The sequence below is a fragment of the Agromyces tropicus genome, from assembly GCF_039531345.1.
GTDB lineage: Bacteria > Actinomycetota > Actinomycetes > Actinomycetales > Microbacteriaceae > Agromyces > Agromyces tropicus.
On record NZ_BAAAPW010000001.1, the window covers coordinates 742,010 to 760,044 of the forward strand.

17 protein-coding genes are annotated in these 18,035 nt (G+C 69.8%); 3 read left to right on the plus strand and 14 right to left on the minus strand.

All coding sequences use genetic code 11. From position 1 onward, the window contains the following. The first annotated feature begins 71 nt into the window (after nt 1–71). Nucleotides 72–1,169 (plus strand): LacI family DNA-binding transcriptional regulator, encoded by a 1,098-nt coding sequence (locus tag ABD230_RS03390; protein WP_344369445.1) that lies wholly within the window; start codon nt 72–74, stop codon nt 1,167–1,169. Nucleotides 1,170–1,301: 132 nt separating this feature from the next. Here the strand turns inward: ABD230_RS03390 and ABD230_RS03395 are convergent, their stop codons facing one another. From ABD230_RS03395 to ABD230_RS03460, 14 genes are all read right to left on the minus strand, one after another. Next, on the minus strand, nt 1,302–2,411 hold the full coding sequence (locus tag ABD230_RS03395) for a Gfo/Idh/MocA family protein (protein ID WP_344369447.1): 1,110 nt from the start codon (nt 2,409–2,411) through the stop codon (nt 1,302–1,304). A gap of 103 nt (nt 2,412–2,514) precedes the next feature. Further along, entirely contained in the window at nt 2,515–2,901 is a 387-nt protein-coding gene (locus ABD230_RS03400; protein WP_344369448.1) for a ThuA domain-containing protein, read from the minus strand. A 123-nt stretch (nt 2,902–3,024) separates the two neighbouring features. Continuing rightward, nucleotides 3,025–4,035, minus strand: a complete 1,011-nt coding sequence (locus ABD230_RS03405) for a sugar phosphate isomerase/epimerase family protein (protein WP_344369449.1) — start codon at nt 4,033–4,035, stop codon at nt 3,025–3,027. A gap of 11 nt (nt 4,036–4,046) precedes the next feature. After that, nucleotides 4,047–5,249, minus strand: a complete 1,203-nt coding sequence (locus tag ABD230_RS03410; protein WP_344369450.1) for a Gfo/Idh/MocA family protein — start codon at nt 5,247–5,249, stop codon at nt 4,047–4,049. After that, a complete protein-coding gene (locus ABD230_RS03415; RefSeq protein WP_344369451.1) occupies nt 5,246–5,662 on the minus strand; it encodes a C-glycoside deglycosidase beta subunit domain-containing protein in 417 nt (138 codons plus the stop codon). The genes ABD230_RS03410 and ABD230_RS03415 overlap by 4 nt, the downstream gene beginning before the upstream one ends. A 12-nt stretch (nt 5,663–5,674) precedes the next feature. Beyond that, nucleotides 5,675–6,022, minus strand: coding sequence for a hypothetical protein (locus ABD230_RS03420; RefSeq protein WP_344369453.1), 348 nt, complete (start codon nt 6,020–6,022; stop codon nt 5,675–5,677). Nucleotides 6,023–6,036: 14 nt separating this feature from the next. Beyond that, nucleotides 6,037–7,074 carry a sugar phosphate isomerase/epimerase family protein gene (locus tag ABD230_RS03425; protein ID WP_344369454.1) on the minus strand — a complete coding sequence of 346 codons (1,038 nt, stop codon included), beginning with the start codon at nt 7,072–7,074 and terminating at the stop codon, nt 6,037–6,039. Continuing rightward, nucleotides 7,071–8,183, minus strand: coding sequence for a sugar phosphate isomerase/epimerase family protein (locus ABD230_RS03430; RefSeq protein WP_344369456.1), 1,113 nt, complete (start codon nt 8,181–8,183; stop codon nt 7,071–7,073). Before ABD230_RS03430 ends, ABD230_RS03425 begins: the two co-directional genes overlap by 4 nt. Continuing rightward, nucleotides 8,180–8,587: a C-glycoside deglycosidase beta subunit domain-containing protein gene (locus tag ABD230_RS03435; protein ID WP_344369459.1), complete on the minus strand. Its 408-nt coding sequence runs from the start codon at nt 8,585–8,587 to the stop codon at nt 8,180–8,182. The genes ABD230_RS03430 and ABD230_RS03435 overlap by 4 nt, the downstream gene beginning before the upstream one ends. 38 nt (nt 8,588–8,625) lie before the next feature. After that, entirely contained in the window at nt 8,626–10,176 is a 1,551-nt protein-coding gene (locus ABD230_RS03440; RefSeq protein ID WP_344369461.1) for a GMC oxidoreductase, read from the minus strand. Further along, nucleotides 10,173–10,967, minus strand: a complete 795-nt coding sequence (locus ABD230_RS03445) for a TIM barrel protein (RefSeq protein WP_344369463.1) — start codon at nt 10,965–10,967, stop codon at nt 10,173–10,175. Before ABD230_RS03445 ends, ABD230_RS03440 begins: the two co-directional genes overlap by 4 nt. A gap of 14 nt (nt 10,968–10,981) precedes the next feature. After that, entirely contained in the window at nt 10,982–11,356 is a 375-nt protein-coding gene (locus ABD230_RS03450) for a nuclear transport factor 2 family protein (RefSeq protein WP_344369466.1), read from the minus strand. 5 nt (nt 11,357–11,361) lie between these two features. Beyond that, nucleotides 11,362–12,198 (minus strand): carbohydrate ABC transporter permease, encoded by an 837-nt coding sequence (locus ABD230_RS03455; protein WP_344369468.1) that lies wholly within the window; start codon nt 12,196–12,198, stop codon nt 11,362–11,364. A gap of 4 nt (nt 12,199–12,202) precedes the next feature. Further along, the gene (locus ABD230_RS03460; RefSeq protein WP_344369470.1) at nt 12,203–13,168 is read right to left on the minus strand and encodes a carbohydrate ABC transporter permease; all 966 of its coding nucleotides are present in this window, start codon (nt 13,166–13,168) and stop codon (nt 12,203–12,205) included. Between the two features lie 158 nt (nt 13,169–13,326). Between ABD230_RS03460 and ABD230_RS03465 the strand changes: the two genes are divergently transcribed. Beyond that, entirely contained in the window at nt 13,327–16,554 is a 3,228-nt protein-coding gene (locus ABD230_RS03465; RefSeq protein WP_344369472.1) for a glycosyl hydrolase, read from the plus strand. A 149-nt stretch (nt 16,555–16,703) separates the two neighbouring features. Continuing rightward, nucleotides 16,704–17,993 carry an ABC transporter substrate-binding protein gene (locus ABD230_RS03470; protein ID WP_344369473.1) on the plus strand — a complete coding sequence of 430 codons (1,290 nt, stop codon included), beginning with the start codon at nt 16,704–16,706 and terminating at the stop codon, nt 17,991–17,993. The last annotated feature ends 42 nt before the right edge of the window (nt 17,994–18,035 follow it).

The following is an 18,035-nucleotide window of genomic DNA, read 5'->3' on the forward strand; positions in this document are numbered from 1 at the left end:
TTGTGTGAAGCTGCGCAACCCGTTCCTCGTCGTTGCCGCAGGGCTCACTCCAGCGCAGAAGGACCCGCGACATGGGCGAATCCACGGAATCGATCGACGCCGACCCGGCGATCGCGACGCCGCCTCCCGACCCGTCGTCCGACCCGAGCGCGCCCCGCGAGGTGCCGGCACGGGCCGCGACGATCTACGACGTCGCGACCGCCGCCGGCGTATCGCACCAGACGGTGAGCCGGTTCCTCAAGGGCTTCGAGGGCATCCGACCAGAGACGCGTGCGAAGGTGGTGAAGGCACTCGACGAACTCGGGTACCGCCCGAACCTGACCGCGCGCTCGCTCAAGTCGGGACGCTCGCATCGCATCGGCGCGCTCACTCATGAGATCTCGCAATACGGTCCGAGCCGCATCGCCGAGGGCGCGAGTGCGGCCGCGCGCGAAGCAGGGTACGTCCTCGACCTGGTCTCGCTCGATGCGCACAACCCGAGGGCGATCGAGGAGTCGCTCGAGCTGATCACCCAGCACAATCTCGCCGGGATCCTCGCCCTCGCCTCCACGGACGAGATGAAGAGGGCATTCGAGACGACCGCGTTCCGTGTTCCGGCCTTCATCGCGGCGGAGTCCGACATCCTCACCGACGCGGAGCCGGCCGGGTCGACCGGAGCGGGAATGCCGGCACTGATCGGGCACCTCGCCCTGCTCGGCCATCGTGACGTCGTCCACATCGCCGGTCCGCAGACGTGGTCAGCCGCTCGGAACCGGCTCCGCGCCTACACGGCGGCAATCGAACATGCCGGCCTCCGGTCACGAGCGGTGCTCCGCGGCGACTGGTCCGCGAAGTCCGGATACGACGCGATCGCTGCCCTCGAGGAGCTGCCTGAGGCGACCGCCTATGTGGCCGCCAACGACCAGATGGCACTCGGGGCCATGCTCGCGCTCAAGCAGCGAGGACTGCACATCCCGGACGACGTCAGCGTCGCAGGGGTCGATGACACCCCGGAGGCGGCCTACTTCGACCCGCCGCTGACGACGCTCCGCCTCGACTTCGAGGCTCAGGGCCGCGCCGCGATCCAGGCGCTGCTTTCGCGAATCGAGCCTGACGTCCGGACGGCCGCCCCACTAGCCGCGCCAGGGTTGATCGTGCGCAAATCGACCGGGACGGCGCCTCCGTCCTGAACCAATCCGCTGACCGGCGCGAGGCGCGTCGGCCAGCGCGTGCCGCAGCCGGAGTGCGGCAGCCCGCACCTCACGCTGGCCGGGCCAGATCACCCCGACGGCGTGACGATCAGCTCCGCCCGAGGCCCTGCATCACCGCGCAGTCGCGGCGGCCCCGGCAAGCGCCTCGTCGGCGGCGACTCGGACTGGCATGCCCGTCCGCGCCGACTCGAGCACGGCCTCCGTCAGGTGCGCCGCACGAAGGCCGTCGGCGAAGGTCGGCAGCGTGTCGGAGACCTGGCCGGCGAAGGCCGCGTAGGCGTCGGCGACGAAGTCGTTGAAGCACTGCTGGTACCCCTGGGGGTGGCCCGCCGGAACCGGCTCGAGGCCGACCGGCGTGGCGACGGCCTTCGACGGGTTCCGCGTGATGAGTCGGCTCTCGTCGCGGCGACCGACCCAGGCACGCTCGGGCAGCTGCTGGTCGAATTCGTAGCTCTCGTCGGGTCCGTCGAAGGAGAAGTAGAGGCGGTTGTCGCGCCCGGCGCTGGCCTGGCTGACGACGAGGGAGCCGAGCGCACCCTGGTCCGTCGTGAAGGTCAGCACGGCGCCGTCCTCGGTGAGGTTCTGCGCAGCACCGCCCTCGCGCTCGAACGCGTTGCCGACCAGGGCGGTCACCGTCGTGATGCGATGACCCGTCACGAACTCCATGAGGTCGCACCAGTGCACGCCGATGTCGCCGAACGCGCGACTCGCGCCGCCCGCGGCGGGGTCGACCCGCCAGTTCGTCTGGTCGGCACCGCCGAGCCAGTCCTGGAGGTAGCTGCCGTGCAGCATCCACAGGCGATTCCCGGGGAGGTGCCGGATTCGCTCTCGGATTTCGCGAACGAGACCGTAGTAGCGGTAGATGAACGGGACCGCAGCGACAGGCACGTCGCCCTGCCGACTCGCGAGCGCCTCGGCGTCCTCGACGCTCGTGGCGAGCGGCTTCTCGACGATCACGCCGATGCCGGCGTCGATGATCTGCTCGGCCTGCTCGCGGTGCAGCGCGTTGGGCGTCGTCACGTGAACCACATCCGGTCGCAGGTCGATCAGCTCGCGAATGCTCTCGAACGCCACAGTGCCCGGCCGGTTCGCCACGAAGTCGGCCGCGCGGTCCCGGCTCGAGCCGGTGACGCCGACGAGCTGGTGCCCGCCGGAGGCGATCGCCTGCGCGTGGACGCGCGCCATGAATCCAGTACCGATGATGCCTGCGCGGATGGACATGTGTGACTCCTGACGTGAGGTGGCGGGGACGCCGTACCCAGTATCCGTCAGTAAGGCGCGGAACACACATAAGTCGTTGCTATTCAGCGCATAAGTGGCGTGGTTAGCCCGCGTGGGCGTAGTACGGCCACGGCAGGAAGCGGCGCTCACCTCGTCGGTCCGGGCCCTCGAGCGCGACTTCGCCCGTCGCCGCCCATTCGACGCCGCGGGCGAACATCTGGATGAACTCGATCCGACGGAACGTGTCGATGTCGTGACCGATCGTGATCGTGAAGGAGCGGCCTGCGCCGTACTCGTTGATCCACGCGATTGGCTGGTCGGTGTTCATGCCCGGCAGCGCCGTGATGCCCTCGGGCGGGATCGCGACCGGGTAGTGCGACTTCGGCCACATCGGGGCACGCTCGTAGGATTCGAGGTCGTCGAAGGTCGTGAGCAGCACCTGGGCGCCGTCGAGGAGTTCGACGCCGGTGAGGATGTCGTCGCCGGTCACCGTCCGGTGTCCTCGAGCAGCGTCGAGAGCCACTCGTTGTGCCGGCGGAAGCTGCGGAACTCGTTGTCGTGCTCGCGGGTCATGTGCCCCTAGAGGATCAGGGCGTGGAGGAGACCCGCCACGTCAGCCGTCCCTCCGCGTCGAGAACGCGGCGTCGAACGCGGCGTGGGGCGGGGTGATCTCCGCGAGGTCGCGGACGAACGCGATCGCCTGCTTCGCCCCGACCAGGCGATCCATGCCGGCGTCCTCCCACTCGACGCTCGTCGGACCGTCGTACCCGATCGCGTTCAGCGCCCGGAACAGCGGGTTCCACTGCACCGCGCCGTGGCCGGTCGACACGAACGTCCACCCGCGTCGCGGGTTCGCCCACGGCAGGTGCGATCCCAGCACGCCGTTGCGGCCGTCGAGGTTCGTGATCGACTCCTTCACGTGCACGTGGAAGATGTGGTCCGCGTAGTCCAGGACGAAGGCCACCGGGTCGAGCTGCTGCCAGAGGAAATGCGAGGGGTCGAAGTTGAATCCGAACACCCCCGGCCGGCCGATCGCGTCGAGCGTCGCGCGCGCCGTCCAGTAGTCGTAGGCGATCTCGGACGGGTGCACCTCGAGCGCGAACCGAACGCCGACCTCCTCGAACACGTCGAGGATCGGGTCGAACCGATCCGCGAAGTCGCGGTAGCCGGCGGCGATCATCTCGTCGCTCGCCGGCGGGAACATCGCGACGTACTTCCAGATCGAGGACCCGGTGAAGCCGGTGATGGTCGAGACGCCCAAGGCGGCGGCGAACCGTGCGGTGTCCTTCAGCTCCTCGGCTGCGCGTCGGCGGACCCCTTCCGGGTCGCCGTCGCCCCAGACGCGGTCGTTCAGGATGTCGCGGTGCCGCTGGTCGATCGGGTCGTCGCAGACCGCCTGGCCGGCGAGATGGTTCGAGATCGTCCAGACCTTCAGGCCGTTGCGCTCGAGGATGTCGAGGCGCGACTGCACGTAGGCGGCGTCGTCCCACCGCGAGACGTCGATGTGGTCGCCCCAGCAGGCGATCTCGAGGCCGTCGTAGCCCCATTCGCCGGCGAGGCGGGCCACCTCCTCGAAGGGCAGGTCGGCCCACTGGCCGGTGAACAGGGTGATCGGGCGCGACATCGCGTCTCCTTCTACTCGTTTCGGTTCGATGCCTCGGACTCGTGGCGGGCCGGTGAGCCCACCGCGATCCACGCGGAGTCGTGTTCGGCGCTCCGCTCGACCGCGTCGAGCACGCGCTGCACGGCGAGCCCGTCGGCGAAGGACGGATGCGGGTCGGTGCCGGCGACGATGGCCTCGACGAGGTCCTTCGCCTGGTGGACGAATCCGTGCTCGTAGCCGAGCATGTGCCCGGCCGGCCACCAGGCGGACACGTAGGGATGCGACGGCTCGGTGACGAGGATCGTGGTGAAGCCCTGCACGCCCTCCGGGGCGGCGCGGTCGTAGTACTGCAGTTCGTTCAGTCGCTCGAGGTCGAACGCGAGTGCCCCGGCGTCGCCGGAGACCTCGATGGTGAGCGCGTTCTTGCGACCGGTGGCGAACCGGGTGGCCTCGAAGGAGGCGAGCGCACCGTCCGCGAGGCGACCCGTGAAGATCGCGACGTCGTCGACCGTGACCTCGCCGAAGCCCTCGGCGGCGACGCCGGAGAGCCCCGACCCGGACCCCTGCAGGGGCCGTCGGGTCACGATCGTGTCGAGGCTGCCGGACACCGCGTCGATCGATTGCCCCGTCACGAACCGGGTCATGTCGATGAGGTGCGCTCCGATGTCGCCGAGTGCGCCCGAACCGGCGTGCTCCTTCTGCAGTCGCCACGCGAGTGGCATCGCCGGATCGACGAGCCAGTCCTGCCGGTACGCCGCGCGGACCTGCTGCACGCGGCCGATCCGCCCCTCGGCGATCAGGTCGCGAAGCAGCGTGACCGCCGGAACACGGCGGTAGGTGAAGCCGACGAGCGCGCGCACCCCGTGCGCCGACGCGCGCGCCGCGGCATCCGCCATCGCCCCGGCGTCCTCGACCGAGTTCGCCAGCGGCTTCTCGCACGGCACGTGCTTGCCGGCCTCCAGCGCCGCGATCGCGATCTCGGCGTGCGAGCCCCCGGGGGTCACGATGTCGACGATGTCGATGTCGTCGCGGGCGACGACCTCGCGCCAATCCGTCGCCGACTCGGCCCAGCCCCAGTGGGCTGCGTCCCGCGCCACGGCGTCGGGGTCGCGTCCGACGACCACGGCCATCTCGACGTCCTCCGGCATGTCGAACACCCGCGGTGCCTGGCGCCACCCGACGGAGTGCGCCGCGCCCATGAACCCGTAGCCGACCATGGCCACCCGCAAGGTCATGCGAGGACGAGTTCGCGCTCGACCGGCACCCGGTTGGTGACATAGCGGCCGGGACCGCCGTCGACGCCGGGCATGATCTGCATGTACAGCAGGCGCATGGTCAGCACGACCTCGACGGTGAGGGTCTCCCCCGGTTCCGGGGTTCGGCCGAGGTCGATGACGACGTCGGGCCGGTCGGCGACGAACCAGAGGGTCTCCCACTGCTCCGGGAGCTCCTCGATGCGGTACTCGCGACCCTGGAGCACGAACCGCAACCGGTCGCGCGGGATCTCCGTCCCGTCGACGAACGCCGCGACGTCGTCGACCGCCGAGAGCCAGAGGCTGCGGTACCAGGGCAGCTGCACGGAGACGGCGATGCCGTGGTCGGTGCGCCGGACGTCCTGCTCGCCGAAGAGCGAGTTGTGAGTGGCCATGGGGTGCCTGCCTTACTTGAACGTGTCGGTGAACGTCTCGTGCAGCACGGGCGGCGCCGGCTCGAGCGTCTGACGGGTCGAGGGGTGGTACGGGTGGTACTCCGCCGGCACCCCGGTGTACTGTCCGGCGTTGGTGTACCTGGCTCGGATGCCGGGCGTGACGCGCTTGACCCACAACGGGATGATCTGCTCGTCCTGAAACGCGTTGTGCAGGTGCATGTAGCGGTTGAAGAGGTTCTCGACCTGGCCGCGGTCCTCGGCGCGCCGCGCGAGGCGGCGGGCATCGGCCACCTCCTCGCGGAGGCGCGAGACCTCGGCGGCGAGTTCCTCGAGCGTGGTCGTGACTGCCGTGTCCGGCATGCTGCTCCCCTGCTTCAGGCCGTGACGGATGCCGCGGCGACGGTCTCTTCGATGGCACGTCGCATGAGCACGTGCTGCTTCTGCACGAGGTCGATCGGCTCGGCTTCTCCGAGGTCGGAGAACGCGTGCCCCTCCCACTCGCTGGAGAGGTAGCCGCGGTAGCCGCCCAGGACGAACTGGCGGACGATGCGCGGGATGTCCATGGCCGGCTCGTCGCCGTGCGCGTCGATGTCGTAGAACTTCGCGTGCACGTGGAAGGTCTGCGGCATGATGTCGAGCCACTCCTCGGGCGGCACGAGACCGTGCATGTTGAACGCGAGTCGGGTGAACGGTCCGAAGCGCAGGAAGTCGACGCCCTCCGCGGTGAGGAAGTCCTCGAACTCCTGGTTCCGCACGTGCATCGGCAGCGGCTTCCGCCAGATCTCGTCCATGACGGGGAAGTACTGTTCGGGCATCCCCATCTGCCGCAGCGTGCCGAGCAGTCGCGGCGACAGGCTGTGCATCGTGGAGGAGAAGTCGGCGGTGAATCCGAGCCGATCGCTGCCGAGCTCCTCGTACAGCTCGCGGATCTGCAGCACCTTCGGGCTGTTCGGCCCCTCGGGGGCGTGGATCTCGTACGCGAGTCGCTGGTCGTACTGCTCCGCGAGCGGCAGGAGGCTGCGCAGCAGTTCCTTTCCGGCCGACCGGATCACGACGGTCGTGAACCCCAGGGAGTTCGCGGTCTTCAACTGCCGCGCGAAGAACTCGTGCTCCTCGTCCGGCGTCATGTCGCGGTCCGTGCGACGCCCCATGTCGAGGTTGGTGCCGACGGCGCTCGCCTCGAGCCCGTACCGCTCCAGGGATTCGAACCACAGCCTGACGAAGTCCGCGTCGACGTCGGGGTAGGTGCGGAGCAGTTGCGCGATGTTGAACTCGACGCCCGGCCCGATCCCGGCCTCCGCGACCGCGGCGATGAGCGTCTCGGGCGTGTACTGGCCCGCGGCGAACTCGCTGGTCATCGAGTAGAGCGTCGTGCCGAGACGGATGCCGGAGCCGGCGATGCCGTCGGTCATGCGTTCGTCTCCTTCAGGAGGGCGTGCGGGAGGTGGTTCGCGAGCGCGGCGCGGGCTTCGGCGGCATCCGTGATCATGCGCGAGCCGGCGTTGTGCGCCGCAGAACGCTGGACGGCCTGTTCGGCGGCGATGATCTCGAACGGCGACTGCCAGTCGTTCCAGTGCCAGCCCTCGTACTCGCTGGAGATCGCTCCGGAGTAGCCGTTTCGGACGAGCAGGCCGATGAGATCGCGCACGGGGACGGACGGCTCCTCGCCGTGCTCGTCAATGCCGAAGAACTTGCCGTGCACGTGCCTGATCCACGGCATGATCTCGAGCCAGTCGTCGACGCGCGCCGGACCGAACAGGCCGGTGCCGTTGATGGCGAAGTCGATGCCGAGGTCGGGGCGCCCGTTCTGGGCGGCGAGGCCGATGAAGCGGCCGAAGCGCTGGCCGTGATCGGCCTGGTCGGCCGGGGGGCCCTGCTCGGAGAACTCATCCCACAGCGCGACGACCTGGCCCAAGAGCTCCTCCGACGCGCCACGGCGGCGGTAGGCCTCCAGCAGCGACGGGGCGAAGCCGGTCACGGTGGCACCCCAGTCGGCGGTGAATCCGAGGAACGGCGAGCCGACCCGCTCGTACCGGTCGCGGAGCGCGAGGATCCGTGGGTGGGACGCGTACTGGTCGGCGTGCACCTCGAGGGCCAGCGTCACGCCGTGGCGCTCGGCGATCGGAGCCAGTCGCTCCATCGAGTCGGGCGTGATCGAGATCTGCACGCGCGCGATCGGGAAGCCGAGCTTCGCCGCCGCCTGGATCTGCCGCGTCATGTACTCGATGAGCTCGTCCTGGTCGAGCAGCCGGTCGCGGTGGATGCCGATGTCGGCGTTCACGGCGAGCGAGGTCGTCACGAGTCCGACCTCGTCGACCAGGTCGCGGAACTCGCCGGCGAAGCGGTCGTCGATCTCGGGGAAGCCGCGGAAGCTCGAGAACCCGATGATCTCGAGGCCCGGGCCGTACCCGTCGGCGGCGACCTTGCGGATGAGGCCCTCGAGGTCGTACTCGCGACCGTGGAAGGCGCGCGTGAAGCTGTAGAGCGTGACGCCCTGGATGGGCGTGCCGAGCGCGGTCATGCCGCCACCGCCTCTCGTGCCGGCATCGTCTTGACGTCGTGCTCCTCGATGTGGAGCGTCTCGTCGTCGCCGATGATGATGTACGGGATGTAGAGCGTCAGGTCGACGCGGACCTCGTGCTCCGCGGCATCCGCTGCGACGACCAAGTCGCCGGACAGCACCGCGGAGTCGGTCGGGAACCACCACTCGCCCGTCTCGCCGACGAGTTCGTCGAACGTGAAAGTGCGGCCGTTCATGCTCCAGCGGACCGTGTCGGCGGGCGCCTCGACGCCGTCGACCGTCAGGGCGGCACGGCCGATGCAGGAGCCGGGCAGCGCCCGATACCAGGGGATGCGGACCTCGACGGACACGCGCGTGCCGTCGGTGGTGAGCGTGCCGTGCTCGATGATGCGGTCGGCGATCATGCGGACCTCCTCGACTTCTTCGTCATGATTCCTACAATCTAATGTCTGTTTTCGACGGAAGCAAGCTCCGCCGCGAATTCGCGGGCGATCGCGCGTGCTCCGCGGACGGCCAACGCCACGCTCGTGAGCGTCGGGTTGCACGCCGTCGCGGTCGGGATCACGTTGTTCCCGGCGACGAACACGCCCGGCGCCTCCCAGACTTCGCTCTCGGAGCTGCAAACGCTCTCGCCGTCGTTGCGTTCTCCCATGCGCGTCGTGCCCTGGTAATGAAGCGACGCACCGAGCGGCATCGTGAACGGGCGCGGGTCGAGCGGCTCGCCGACCGCTGCGCCGAGATGCACGATCTGTTCGCGCGCCTGCTCGAGCACGTCGTGGTCGCGCTCGGTGAGGCGGTAGTGGATGCGCATCGCCGGCATGCCGTACGCGTCGACCTGGTCGTCGCTGAACTCGACGCGGTCGTCGCGCTGCAGGTCCTTCGCGCAGAAGAGTCCCAGACCCACGATCGAGCCGGGCACGACGGGGTCGTCCTCCGCGAGCGGGATGGGCGACGCGTCGAGCTGCATGATCTGCCCGTGGAACGGCTGCTCGTCGGTGTACGGCACCCAGCTGACGCCGCTCTGCTCGCTGAGGCCGCCCTCGGGTGGCGCGGTGTGCTCGGCGCCGTCGCCGGCGCCGACATCGCGGATGCGCGACGCGAAGACGACCTGTGTCTGGTCGTTGAGGTACCGCCCGAGTGCGTCGGGGCGGATGCCGCTGGCCCAGAGCAGCTGCGGTGTGCGCAGCGCGTCGGCCGCCACGACGACGGCGCGCGCGCGGACCTGGTGCTCCTCCCCCGTTCGCAGGTCGCGCACGAGGACGCCCGCTGCACGGCCGTTCTCGACGAGCACGCGCGTGACGAGGGACTCGTCGTGGAGCGCGAACCGCGGGTTGCCGCGGGTCGCGTCGCCCAGGACGACGTCGGAGCCGGACCACACGAGCCGACCGTCGGACCGTCGGTGCACGGCGAGCGGCATCCGCTGCACGCGCGCCGCCGGTTCGCGGTCGTCGTCGACCGCGGCCGCGAGGCGCTGGCGGACGAGGCCCGTGAAGGGCGCACCGTCGAACGCGTCGGTGGTGACGCCGAGCAGGCGGTCGGCGTCGTCGAGCAGCTCATCGAGGTCGGGAAGGAAGGCGATGCGCTCGCGGCCCCCGGGCCGCGGGCATGCGCCGGTCCAGTGCGCGGACATGCCGCCGACGTTGCTCGACATGGCGACGACCGGAAGCCCGTCCTCGCCCGGGAACGCATAGCCCTCGTCGAGCAGGAAGGTGCCGGGCCGTGCCCGGCGCTCGCCGCTCTTGACCGCGCCGGGCGAGCTCACGGTGTCGGCGCCGGCGCCGGGTCCCTCGGACGCGCGCTGTGCGGCGGCACGCGCCGCCGCATCGTCGATGTTCTTGACGTGCGCACCGGGTGGATCGGAGATCGTCGGGCCGACCTCGAACATCGCGATGGCAACGTCCGGTGCCTCCTCGCTCAGGATGCGGGCGTACGCGGCGCCGGTCGGGCCGCTGCCGACGATCGCGACGTCGACCGACGCGGGGTACCGGGTCATGCGGACACCGCCAGCTCGTGGATGAGCGCGGCGGACGCCTCCGATGCCTGCGTCGGGTAGTACTCGAGCCCGATCGGGCCGTCGTACCCGGACGCGCGCAGGATGCGGAGCGTCGCGGCCCAGTCGAGCGATCCCGAACCGGGTTCGCCGCGGCCCGGGGTGTCGGCGAGCTGGACGTACTTGACGAGGTCGCCGGCATTCGCGAGCTCGGTCGCCATGTCCTCGCCCTCGACTGCCGAGTGGTAGATGTCGTAGAGCACGCCGAAGAAGGGCGAGTCGACGCCACGGGCGACGTAGGCGGCCTCGCTCGTGCGATCCAGGAGCGAGCCCGGGTGGTCGACGCGGACGTTGACCGGCTCGAGGACGAGGGTGACGTCCGATCCGGCGATCTGCGAGATCGCCGTCCGGTAGATCTCGATGAGCTTGTCCAGCTGGACCTGGCGCTTCCAGCCGCCGAAGCCCGTCCCGCTGCCGACGACGATGCGCGGCGTGCCGAGCAGGTGCGCGATCTTGACGCCTTCGTCGAGCTTGCGGAAGAACTCGGAGTGGTCCCACGGCGGGATCATGAACTGGGTTCGGGGCTCCGCGAGCTGCGCGGTGAGCTGCGTGCCGGTCTCCTCGAGTGCCGCCTTGAGCGCAGGGAGGTCCTTCGGCGTCGCCGGTGCGTCGACGCCGGTCGGCCCCCACATCTCGACGGCGGTGAAACCGGCCGCGGCAGCGGCGCGGACGCGGTCGTGGTAGTCGCCGGCCTCGGTGAAGAGGAGTTCGATGTTGGGTGCGAGCTGGTACACGTGCTCTCCTGGGGTCAGAACATGGGATGGTCGTGAACGGCATGCACGGGGACCTGCTGCAGCACGTCCCAGTGCTCGACGATCCGGCCGTTCTCGAATCGGTAGATGTCCGCGACGGCGGCGTCCGGAGCGCCGGGTCGGGAGGCTTTGACGTGCACCATCGCGAGGTCGCCGTCGACGATGATGCGCTGTATCTCGAATCGCGCGTCGGGCGAGCCGTCGAACTTCGGGGTGAGGGCTTCGATGGCGGCGGCCGGGCCGTCGGCGATGTCCGGGTTGTGCTGGCGGTAGTCGTCCGCGACGAGCAGGTCGAAGGCGTCTCGTACGCGCTTCTGCGTGTAGAAGAGGTCGACGAACGCCTCGAACGCCGCGTGGTGGTCGGCGCCCATGCGGATCAGCCCTTCAACCCACCTGCGAAGCCCTGGATGAAGCGCTTCTGGGCGAACATGTAGAACGCGAGGATCGGGATCATCGAGATGATGACGACGGCGAAGATCTTGTTCCACGCCGAGACCAGGCCGCCGACGTACGTGTACATCGCCACGGGAAGGGTCTGCGTGTCGGAGCCGCCGAGGAAGATCAGCGAGTTGAAGAAGTCGTTCCAGACGATCAGGCCCGCGAGGATGGCGACGGTGCCCGTTGCCGGCGACATGAGCGGCAGCACGACCCGGAAGAACGCCTGCGTGGGCGTCGCGCCGTCGATCACGGCGGCTTCCTCGTACTCCGTGGTGAGCCCCCGGAAGAAGCTCGCATAGAGGAAGATCGACAGCGGAAGCAGGATGCCGATCCAAAGCAGGATCATCCCGAGCGCGTTGCCGGTGAGCCCGACGGTGCGGGCGCCGATGTAGAGCGGAACCGTTCCGAGCTGCGCGGGAAGGATGATCGCGATCAGCACGAGGTAGTACGTGAGGTTGGTCCACGTCCGCGTGCGGCGCGCGATGACGTAGGCCGTGAGCGAGCCGAGCAGCACCAGGCCGGCGATCGCGCCGACAGTGATGATGACGCTGTTCAGGATGCTCATCGGGATGCTGTTCCGGCCCGTCGACGTGAGCACCTCGATGAATGCGCCGAAGTCGACCGTGGACGGCGGCGCGACGGCGCTCGTGGTGAGCACCTCGGCATCGGGCTTCAGCGCCGTCACGACGAGCAGGTAGAGCGGCAGCAGGCCGATCAGCGTGACGATCCAGACGAGGACCTCGCGGAACGCGGTGAGCTTCGTGTAGCGGAACATGGCGTCAGGCCTTTCCCACCGCGTCGCGGTCGCGGGTGACGTACTGCTGGAGGATGGCGAACACGAGGATGATCACGGTCAGTACGAGCGCGAGCGCCGAGCCGAACCCGAACTGGCCGAGTGAGAACGCCTGCTTGTAGACCTCGGTGGCCAGCGTCTCGGTGGCGCCCGCCGGGCCGCCGCCGGTGAGCGCGAGGATCTGGTCGAAGATGCGCAGGCCCTGGATGATGCCGAGCGTCGTCGCGATCGCGATGGAGGGGCGGATGGCGGGGACGATGACGTGCCGGAACCGGCCCCAGATACCGGCACCGTCGAGCGCGGCGGCCTCCTCGACCTCGACGGGCACGCTGGCGAGTCCCGCGAGGTAGATGACCATGACGAATCCGGTCTGCTGCCAGACGACGGTGATCAGGATCGCCCAGATCGACCACGTCGGGTCGGCGAGCCACACCTTCTGCCAGGACTCGAGCCCGACCAGCCCCAGGAAGCCGTTGAGGGGACCGTCGAACTGGAAGATGAACTTCCACACGTAGGCGACGGCGAGCGGGCTCAGCACCACCGGCATGAACAGCAGCGTGCGGAGGATGTACCGCGTCTTCAACATGCGGTTGATCGCGAGCGCGTAGAGCAGGCCGAAGACGTTGGTCAGGATGACCGACCCGAAGGCGAGGAAGAGGGTGTTCCAGACCGCGCCGAGCAGTTGCGGGTCGTCGAAGATCCGCTCGAAGTTGCCGAGTCCGATGAAGTCCCAGTCGCCGAGGCCGGTCCAGTTCGTGAAGGCGAAGAACCCGCCGGTCAGCGTGGCCAGGTAGTGGACGCCGATGACGAGGGCGACCGCCGGCAGTGCCCACCACCAGTGCCCGAATTGGATGAGCGGCCTGCGCCCGCGACGCCCGCGAGGGGGCGGAGTGTTGCGGGCGGCCGGTGGCACCGTGATGGTGCGAGTGCTCTCCTGCATCGTCACAGTCATTCTGCTTCCTGACATCGTCGTCCCGCGCTCCGAGATCTGGGTGAGTGCGTACGGCAACTCTCCCACGCTTGTGTCGAAAACACACATTAGTGATCCCGATGCCGGGTATAAGTAGACGGGCGCCGCGGCTGGACGAGGGGCTGGGAGGATGGCGAAGCATGAGCGAACCGCGGCCGATGACGACCGATGAGTCCACCGACCCCCTCTGGGACGTCTTCGTGGACCCGCCCGACGACGCTCGGCCGCGCGCCTGGTGGCACTGGATGGACGGCAACGTCGATCCGGACGGCATCCGGCGTGACCTCCACTGGCTGCACGAGGTCGGCGTCCGAGGAGCACAGCTGTTCGATGGCGGGATGGGCGGCCCGCTCCATGTGGACGAACCCGTACGCCCGGGCACCGAGACATGGAATCGTGCGATCGAGACCGCGACCCGGACGGCGGCCGAACTCGGCATGGAACTCGCCGTGGCGACATCGTCGGGCTGGAGTGCGTCGGGTGGCCCGTGGGTCAGACCGGCCGATGCCATGAAGAAGGTGGTCTGGTCGGAGTGCGAGATCGAGGGGGACGGACCCGGCGAACATCGCCTTCCAGATCTGCCCGACGTGCCCGGGCCGTATCAGCAGTGCCCGCGGTGGGGATCGGCGGACGACGACCATCGATACGCGATCGATTGGCGAGTGGTCGCCTTCCCGTCCGATCCGGCGCGTCGGGCGCTCGAACCCGCGAGAATTCGCGCATCGTCGCCGCTCGACGATGTCGGTCGGCTCACCGACGGCGACTTCGGCAGCACCCTGTCGCTCCCCCGGGATCCGGACGGCTGGTCGTCCGCGTGGATCGAGCAGGAGTTCGCGGACCCCGTCACGGTCCGCTCCGTCACCGTCGGCCTCCCCGGGCCGCGGGGCTTCGGAGCTGCGCCGCCTCCCGTCGCGGTGCTCCAAGCGAGCGACGATGGCGTCGAGTACCGGGACATCGCCGACCTCCCGCCGACGACGATCGCCGCCCGCACCGCGGCCTTTCCCGCCGTGACCGCCCGACGCTTCCGGCTGGTCCTCTCCGCGGGCAGCGCAGCCGACGCGCTCCCCGGTGTCTCCGAGGGCGTCCGCCTCCCACCCGTGCTCAGGCCGTCCGCGTCGTTCGAGGTCGCCCAGTTCGCCCTCCGCACGTCGGGCCGCATCCATCAGGCCGAGGCGAAGGCGGGATTCGGGGTGGTCGCCGATTACTTCGCGATCGCGACTCCGGAGGGGGCCGACGTCGGATCCATCGATCCCCGCCACATCGTGGACCTCACGGACCGGGTCCACGACGGCGTGCTCCACTGGACACCGCCTGCGGGGACCTGGACCGTCCTGCGCCTCGGGGCCTCGCTGACCGGGCAGACGAACGGTCCCGCCCCTGCCGACGCCACCGGACTCGAGGTCGACAAGCTCGACGGGGCACGCGTACGCGCGTATCTCGACGTGCACCTCCGCAGGTTCGGCGCGGACGACACGGGATCGGGCGGGGGCGAGCGCTTCCGCGCGCTCCTGAGCGACAGCATCGAGGCCGGATCGCAGAACTGGACCGATCGCGTGCTGGACCACTTCGCTCGACTCCAGGGGTACGACGCATCCGCCCACCTGCCAGCACTCGCGGGCCACCTGGTCGGCGGGCCGGAGGAGTCGGACCGGTTCCTCTTCGACTACCGCGCGACGCTGGCCGCGCTGTACGCGGAGCAGTACTACGGCACGCTCGCGGACGAGGCACATCGGCGCGGCATGGCGTACTACGCCGAGGCGCTGGAGGACGGCCGACCCCAACTCGGCGACGACCTGGCGATGCGCGCACCTGCCGATGTCCCGATGGGAGCGATGTGGACGTTCGACCCCGCAGGGGGACCGCGCCCCACCTACGTCGCCGACCTCAAGGGAGCGTCGTCGGTGGCACACGTGCTCGGGCGTGCCCGCGTCGGAGCCGAGGCCTTCACCTCGTTCGACCGACCGTGGTCGTGGACGCCGCGGACGCTCAAGCCCGTCGCCGACCTGCAGCTGGCCCTCGGTGTCACCAGGTTCTGCATCCACACCTCCCCCCACCAGCCGATCGCGGCGCCGCCGCCCGGTGTCGCGCTCGCGCCGTTCCTCGGTCAGGCCTTCACGGTCAACGAGACGTGGGCGCAGATGGCGCGGCCGTGGATCGACTACCTCGCGCGGTGCTCGGCGGTGCTCGCCATGGGCTCGCCGGCCGTCGACATCGCGGTCTTCATCGGCGAGGAGGCGCCGGTCACCGGGATGTACGAGCATCGATTCGACGACGCGGTGCCGAACGGGTTCGACTTCGACTACGTCTGGGCCGACGCGCTCCAGCGCGTTCTCCGCGTACGCGACGGCATGATCCACGCGGACGGCGCAACCTACGGCGTGCTGTTCCTCGGTGGATCGAGCGATCGGATGACGCTGCCGACGCTGCTCGCCGTCGAACGCCTGCTCGACGGCGGCGCCACGATCGTCGGCCGTCGCCCGACCGGCTCGCCCTCCCACGCCGACGATCCCGAACGCTTCGCCACGACCTGCGACCGGATCTGGGGCCCGCGCTCGACCGGACGGGTACTGCCGACGGCCGACCTCGCCGCGGCGCTCCACGAACGGGGTCTCAGGCCGGCGCTCGAGGTCGAGGGGCCACCCGTCCGGACGGTCGCGCGAATCGTCGACACCCGCCGCGTGACCTTCCTGGCGAACCCCCTTGCCGACCGGATCTCGATCCGCATCCGCCGACCGGAGTCGCGGCTCGTCGCCTGGGATCCCGTCGATCCGCGACGTGTCGCGCTCGACGCGGACGCCGAGGGCTGGCACGTCGTGCACCTGGCGCCGTTCGCGTCCCTCTTCGTCCTCGAGTCACCCCGGGACGCGGGCGCCGTGGCTGCCCCGGCGCCGACCACGGGCATTCCGCTGGATGGCGCTTGGACCCTCGACGTGCCGGGACTGGCGGCCACCTCGACGTCGCCGCAGCCCCGGCGGTGGACCGATGTCGTCGATGAGGCACGGGCCTTCTCAGGAGTCGCGACGTACCGCCACCGATTCCGGTTCGAGCCGGACGACCTGGATGGCGGACGCATCCTGCTCGACCTCGGCGACGTCTCGGACCTCGCCCGGGTCCGCGTGAACGGCGCGGACTGCGGCGTGGCCTGGACACCGCCGTTCAGGGTGGACATCTCCGATGCCGTACGCGCGGGCTCGAACCTCCTCGAGGTCGAGGTGGCCACACCCTGGCGGAACCGGCTGATCGCCGAGGCAGCGTCCCCGAGTGGAACGATCCCTGGGGCGATGACCACCGTGTTCGAGCCGACGGCCGAACCGCTTCCTGCCGGTCTCGCAGGGCCGGTGCGGCTGGTCGTGGAACGGGACGGTTGACCGCCGCGAACGGCCGGATCAGCGGGACTATTGCCCCACATAACCGACACTAATGTCGGAATCGTGCGAATGTGTGTCAGGCTGGACGCACGGCCGAGCGCCGTGCCACCCACACCAGTTGGCGACAACGACGTCATGAAAGGTCCGAAATGCCACAGCACTCCGTTCCCACGCCCCTCCGGTGGTCGCTCCTCGCAGTGCCCGTCGCCGGAGCCATGGTCCTCGCCGGCTGTTCCGGTGGCGGGGCCGACACCGGCAGCACCGACGGTGCGTCCGCCGGATTCTCGCTGATGGTCGCCCAGGCGAACGACGCCGACGACTACTACGCCCAGATGGCCCAGGCGTACACCGAAGAGACGGGTACCGAGATCGAGGTGATCCCCTACCCGTCCGACGCGTACAACACCCAGGTCACCACGCAGTTCCAGGCCGGCAACGCGGCGGATGTCGCGATCCTCTCCCCCGGGACCGGCCAGCCGATCTCGGTGATCACCCTCGCCGAGGCGGGCTTCCTCGAGCCGCTCGACGACACGTCCGCCGGGATCATCCCCGAGGGCACCGCGTCGCTCTACGAGGTCGACGGCGAGATCTACGGTCAGCCGACCGCACTGTCGCCCGTCGGGTTCGTGTGGAACCCTGCGGCCGCCGGGGAGGTCGGCGTCGACGAGTTCCCGACGAGCTTCGACGACCTGCTCGCGGCCTGCACCACGGCCAAGGACGGCGGCAAGAGCTTCACCGCGCTCGCCGGCTCCGTCCCGTTCAACACGGGGCTCCTCGCGCAGATCGTCGCGGCGACCCGCGTGTACGAGGAGGCGCCCGATTGGAACGAGCAGCGTGCCGCCGGTGACGTCACCTTCGCCGACAGCGGCTGGAAGGACGCGCTCGAGGACATCGTCGCGATGAACGACGGCGGCTGCTTCCAGGACGGCGCAGCGGGCGGCACGTTCGACTCGATCACCAACGGCATCGGCGGCGGCACGTCGCTCAGCGCCGCCGTGCCCGGCTCGGCCGCGACGTCGATCAACGCGGGCGCCGGTCTCGAGACCGACATCCAGGCATTCCCGCCCGCCGACGGTCAGGGCGACTTCATGCTCGCGTCCGCCAACTACGCGTGGGCGATCAACGCCTCGGCGGAGGACGGTGCGAAGACGTCCGCCCAGGAGTTCCTCGACTGGGTCGCCCAGCCCGAGCAGGCGCAGCAGTACGCCGACCTCTCGGGTGCGGTCCCGATCACCGGCGTGAGCGCCGACACCCTCCTGCCGGTCTACCAGCCCGTGGCCGACCTGCTCGAGTCGGGCGCCTACACCGGCCTGCCGAACGCCACCTGGCCGAATCCCGCCGTCTACGACGCCCTCGGAGTCGGCGTCCAGGGACTGCTGACCGGCCAGAAGACGGTCGACCAGGTGCTGGACGACATGGACGCGGCCTGGGACAGCTGATCCCCAGCGCTTCGACTCCATGATAGGTCGCCGCCCGCAGCC

Coding starts and splice junctions, on each gene's coding strand:
- ABD230_RS03450 (WP_344369466.1), bottom strand. CDS start 11,356: ATGGGCGCCGACCACCACGCGGCGTTCGAGGCGTTCGTCGACCTCTTC.
- ABD230_RS03460 (WP_344369470.1), bottom strand. CDS start 13,168: ATGACTGTGACGATGCAGGAGAGCACTCGCACCATCACGGTGCCACCG.
- ABD230_RS03430 (WP_344369456.1), bottom strand. CDS start 8,183: ATGACCGCGCTCGGCACGCCCATCCAGGGCGTCACGCTCTACAGCTTC.
- ABD230_RS03435 (WP_344369459.1), bottom strand. CDS start 8,587: ATGATCGCCGACCGCATCATCGAGCACGGCACGCTCACCACCGACGGC.
- ABD230_RS03465 (WP_344369472.1), top strand. CDS start 13,327: ATGAGCGAACCGCGGCCGATGACGACCGATGAGTCCACCGACCCCCTC.
- ABD230_RS03455 (WP_344369468.1), bottom strand. CDS start 12,198: ATGTTCCGCTACACGAAGCTCACCGCGTTCCGCGAGGTCCTCGTCTGG.
- ABD230_RS03410 (WP_344369450.1), bottom strand. CDS start 5,249: ATGACCTTGCGGGTGGCCATGGTCGGCTACGGGTTCATGGGCGCGGCG.
- ABD230_RS03420 (WP_344369453.1), bottom strand. CDS start 6,022: ATGCCGGACACGGCAGTCACGACCACGCTCGAGGAACTCGCCGCCGAG.
- ABD230_RS03470 (WP_344369473.1), top strand. CDS start 16,704: ATGCCACAGCACTCCGTTCCCACGCCCCTCCGGTGGTCGCTCCTCGCA.
- ABD230_RS03395 (WP_344369447.1), bottom strand. CDS start 2,411: ATGTCCATCCGCGCAGGCATCATCGGTACTGGATTCATGGCGCGCGTC.
- ABD230_RS03425 (WP_344369454.1), bottom strand. CDS start 7,074: ATGACCGACGGCATCGCCGGCTCCGGCATCCGTCTCGGCACGACGCTC.
- ABD230_RS03440 (WP_344369461.1), bottom strand. CDS start 10,176: ATGACCCGGTACCCCGCGTCGGTCGACGTCGCGATCGTCGGCAGCGGC.
- ABD230_RS03405 (WP_344369449.1), bottom strand. CDS start 4,035: ATGTCGCGCCCGATCACCCTGTTCACCGGCCAGTGGGCCGACCTGCCC.
- ABD230_RS03390 (WP_344369445.1), top strand. CDS start 72: ATGGGCGAATCCACGGAATCGATCGACGCCGACCCGGCGATCGCGACG.
- ABD230_RS03415 (WP_344369451.1), bottom strand. CDS start 5,662: ATGGCCACTCACAACTCGCTCTTCGGCGAGCAGGACGTCCGGCGCACC.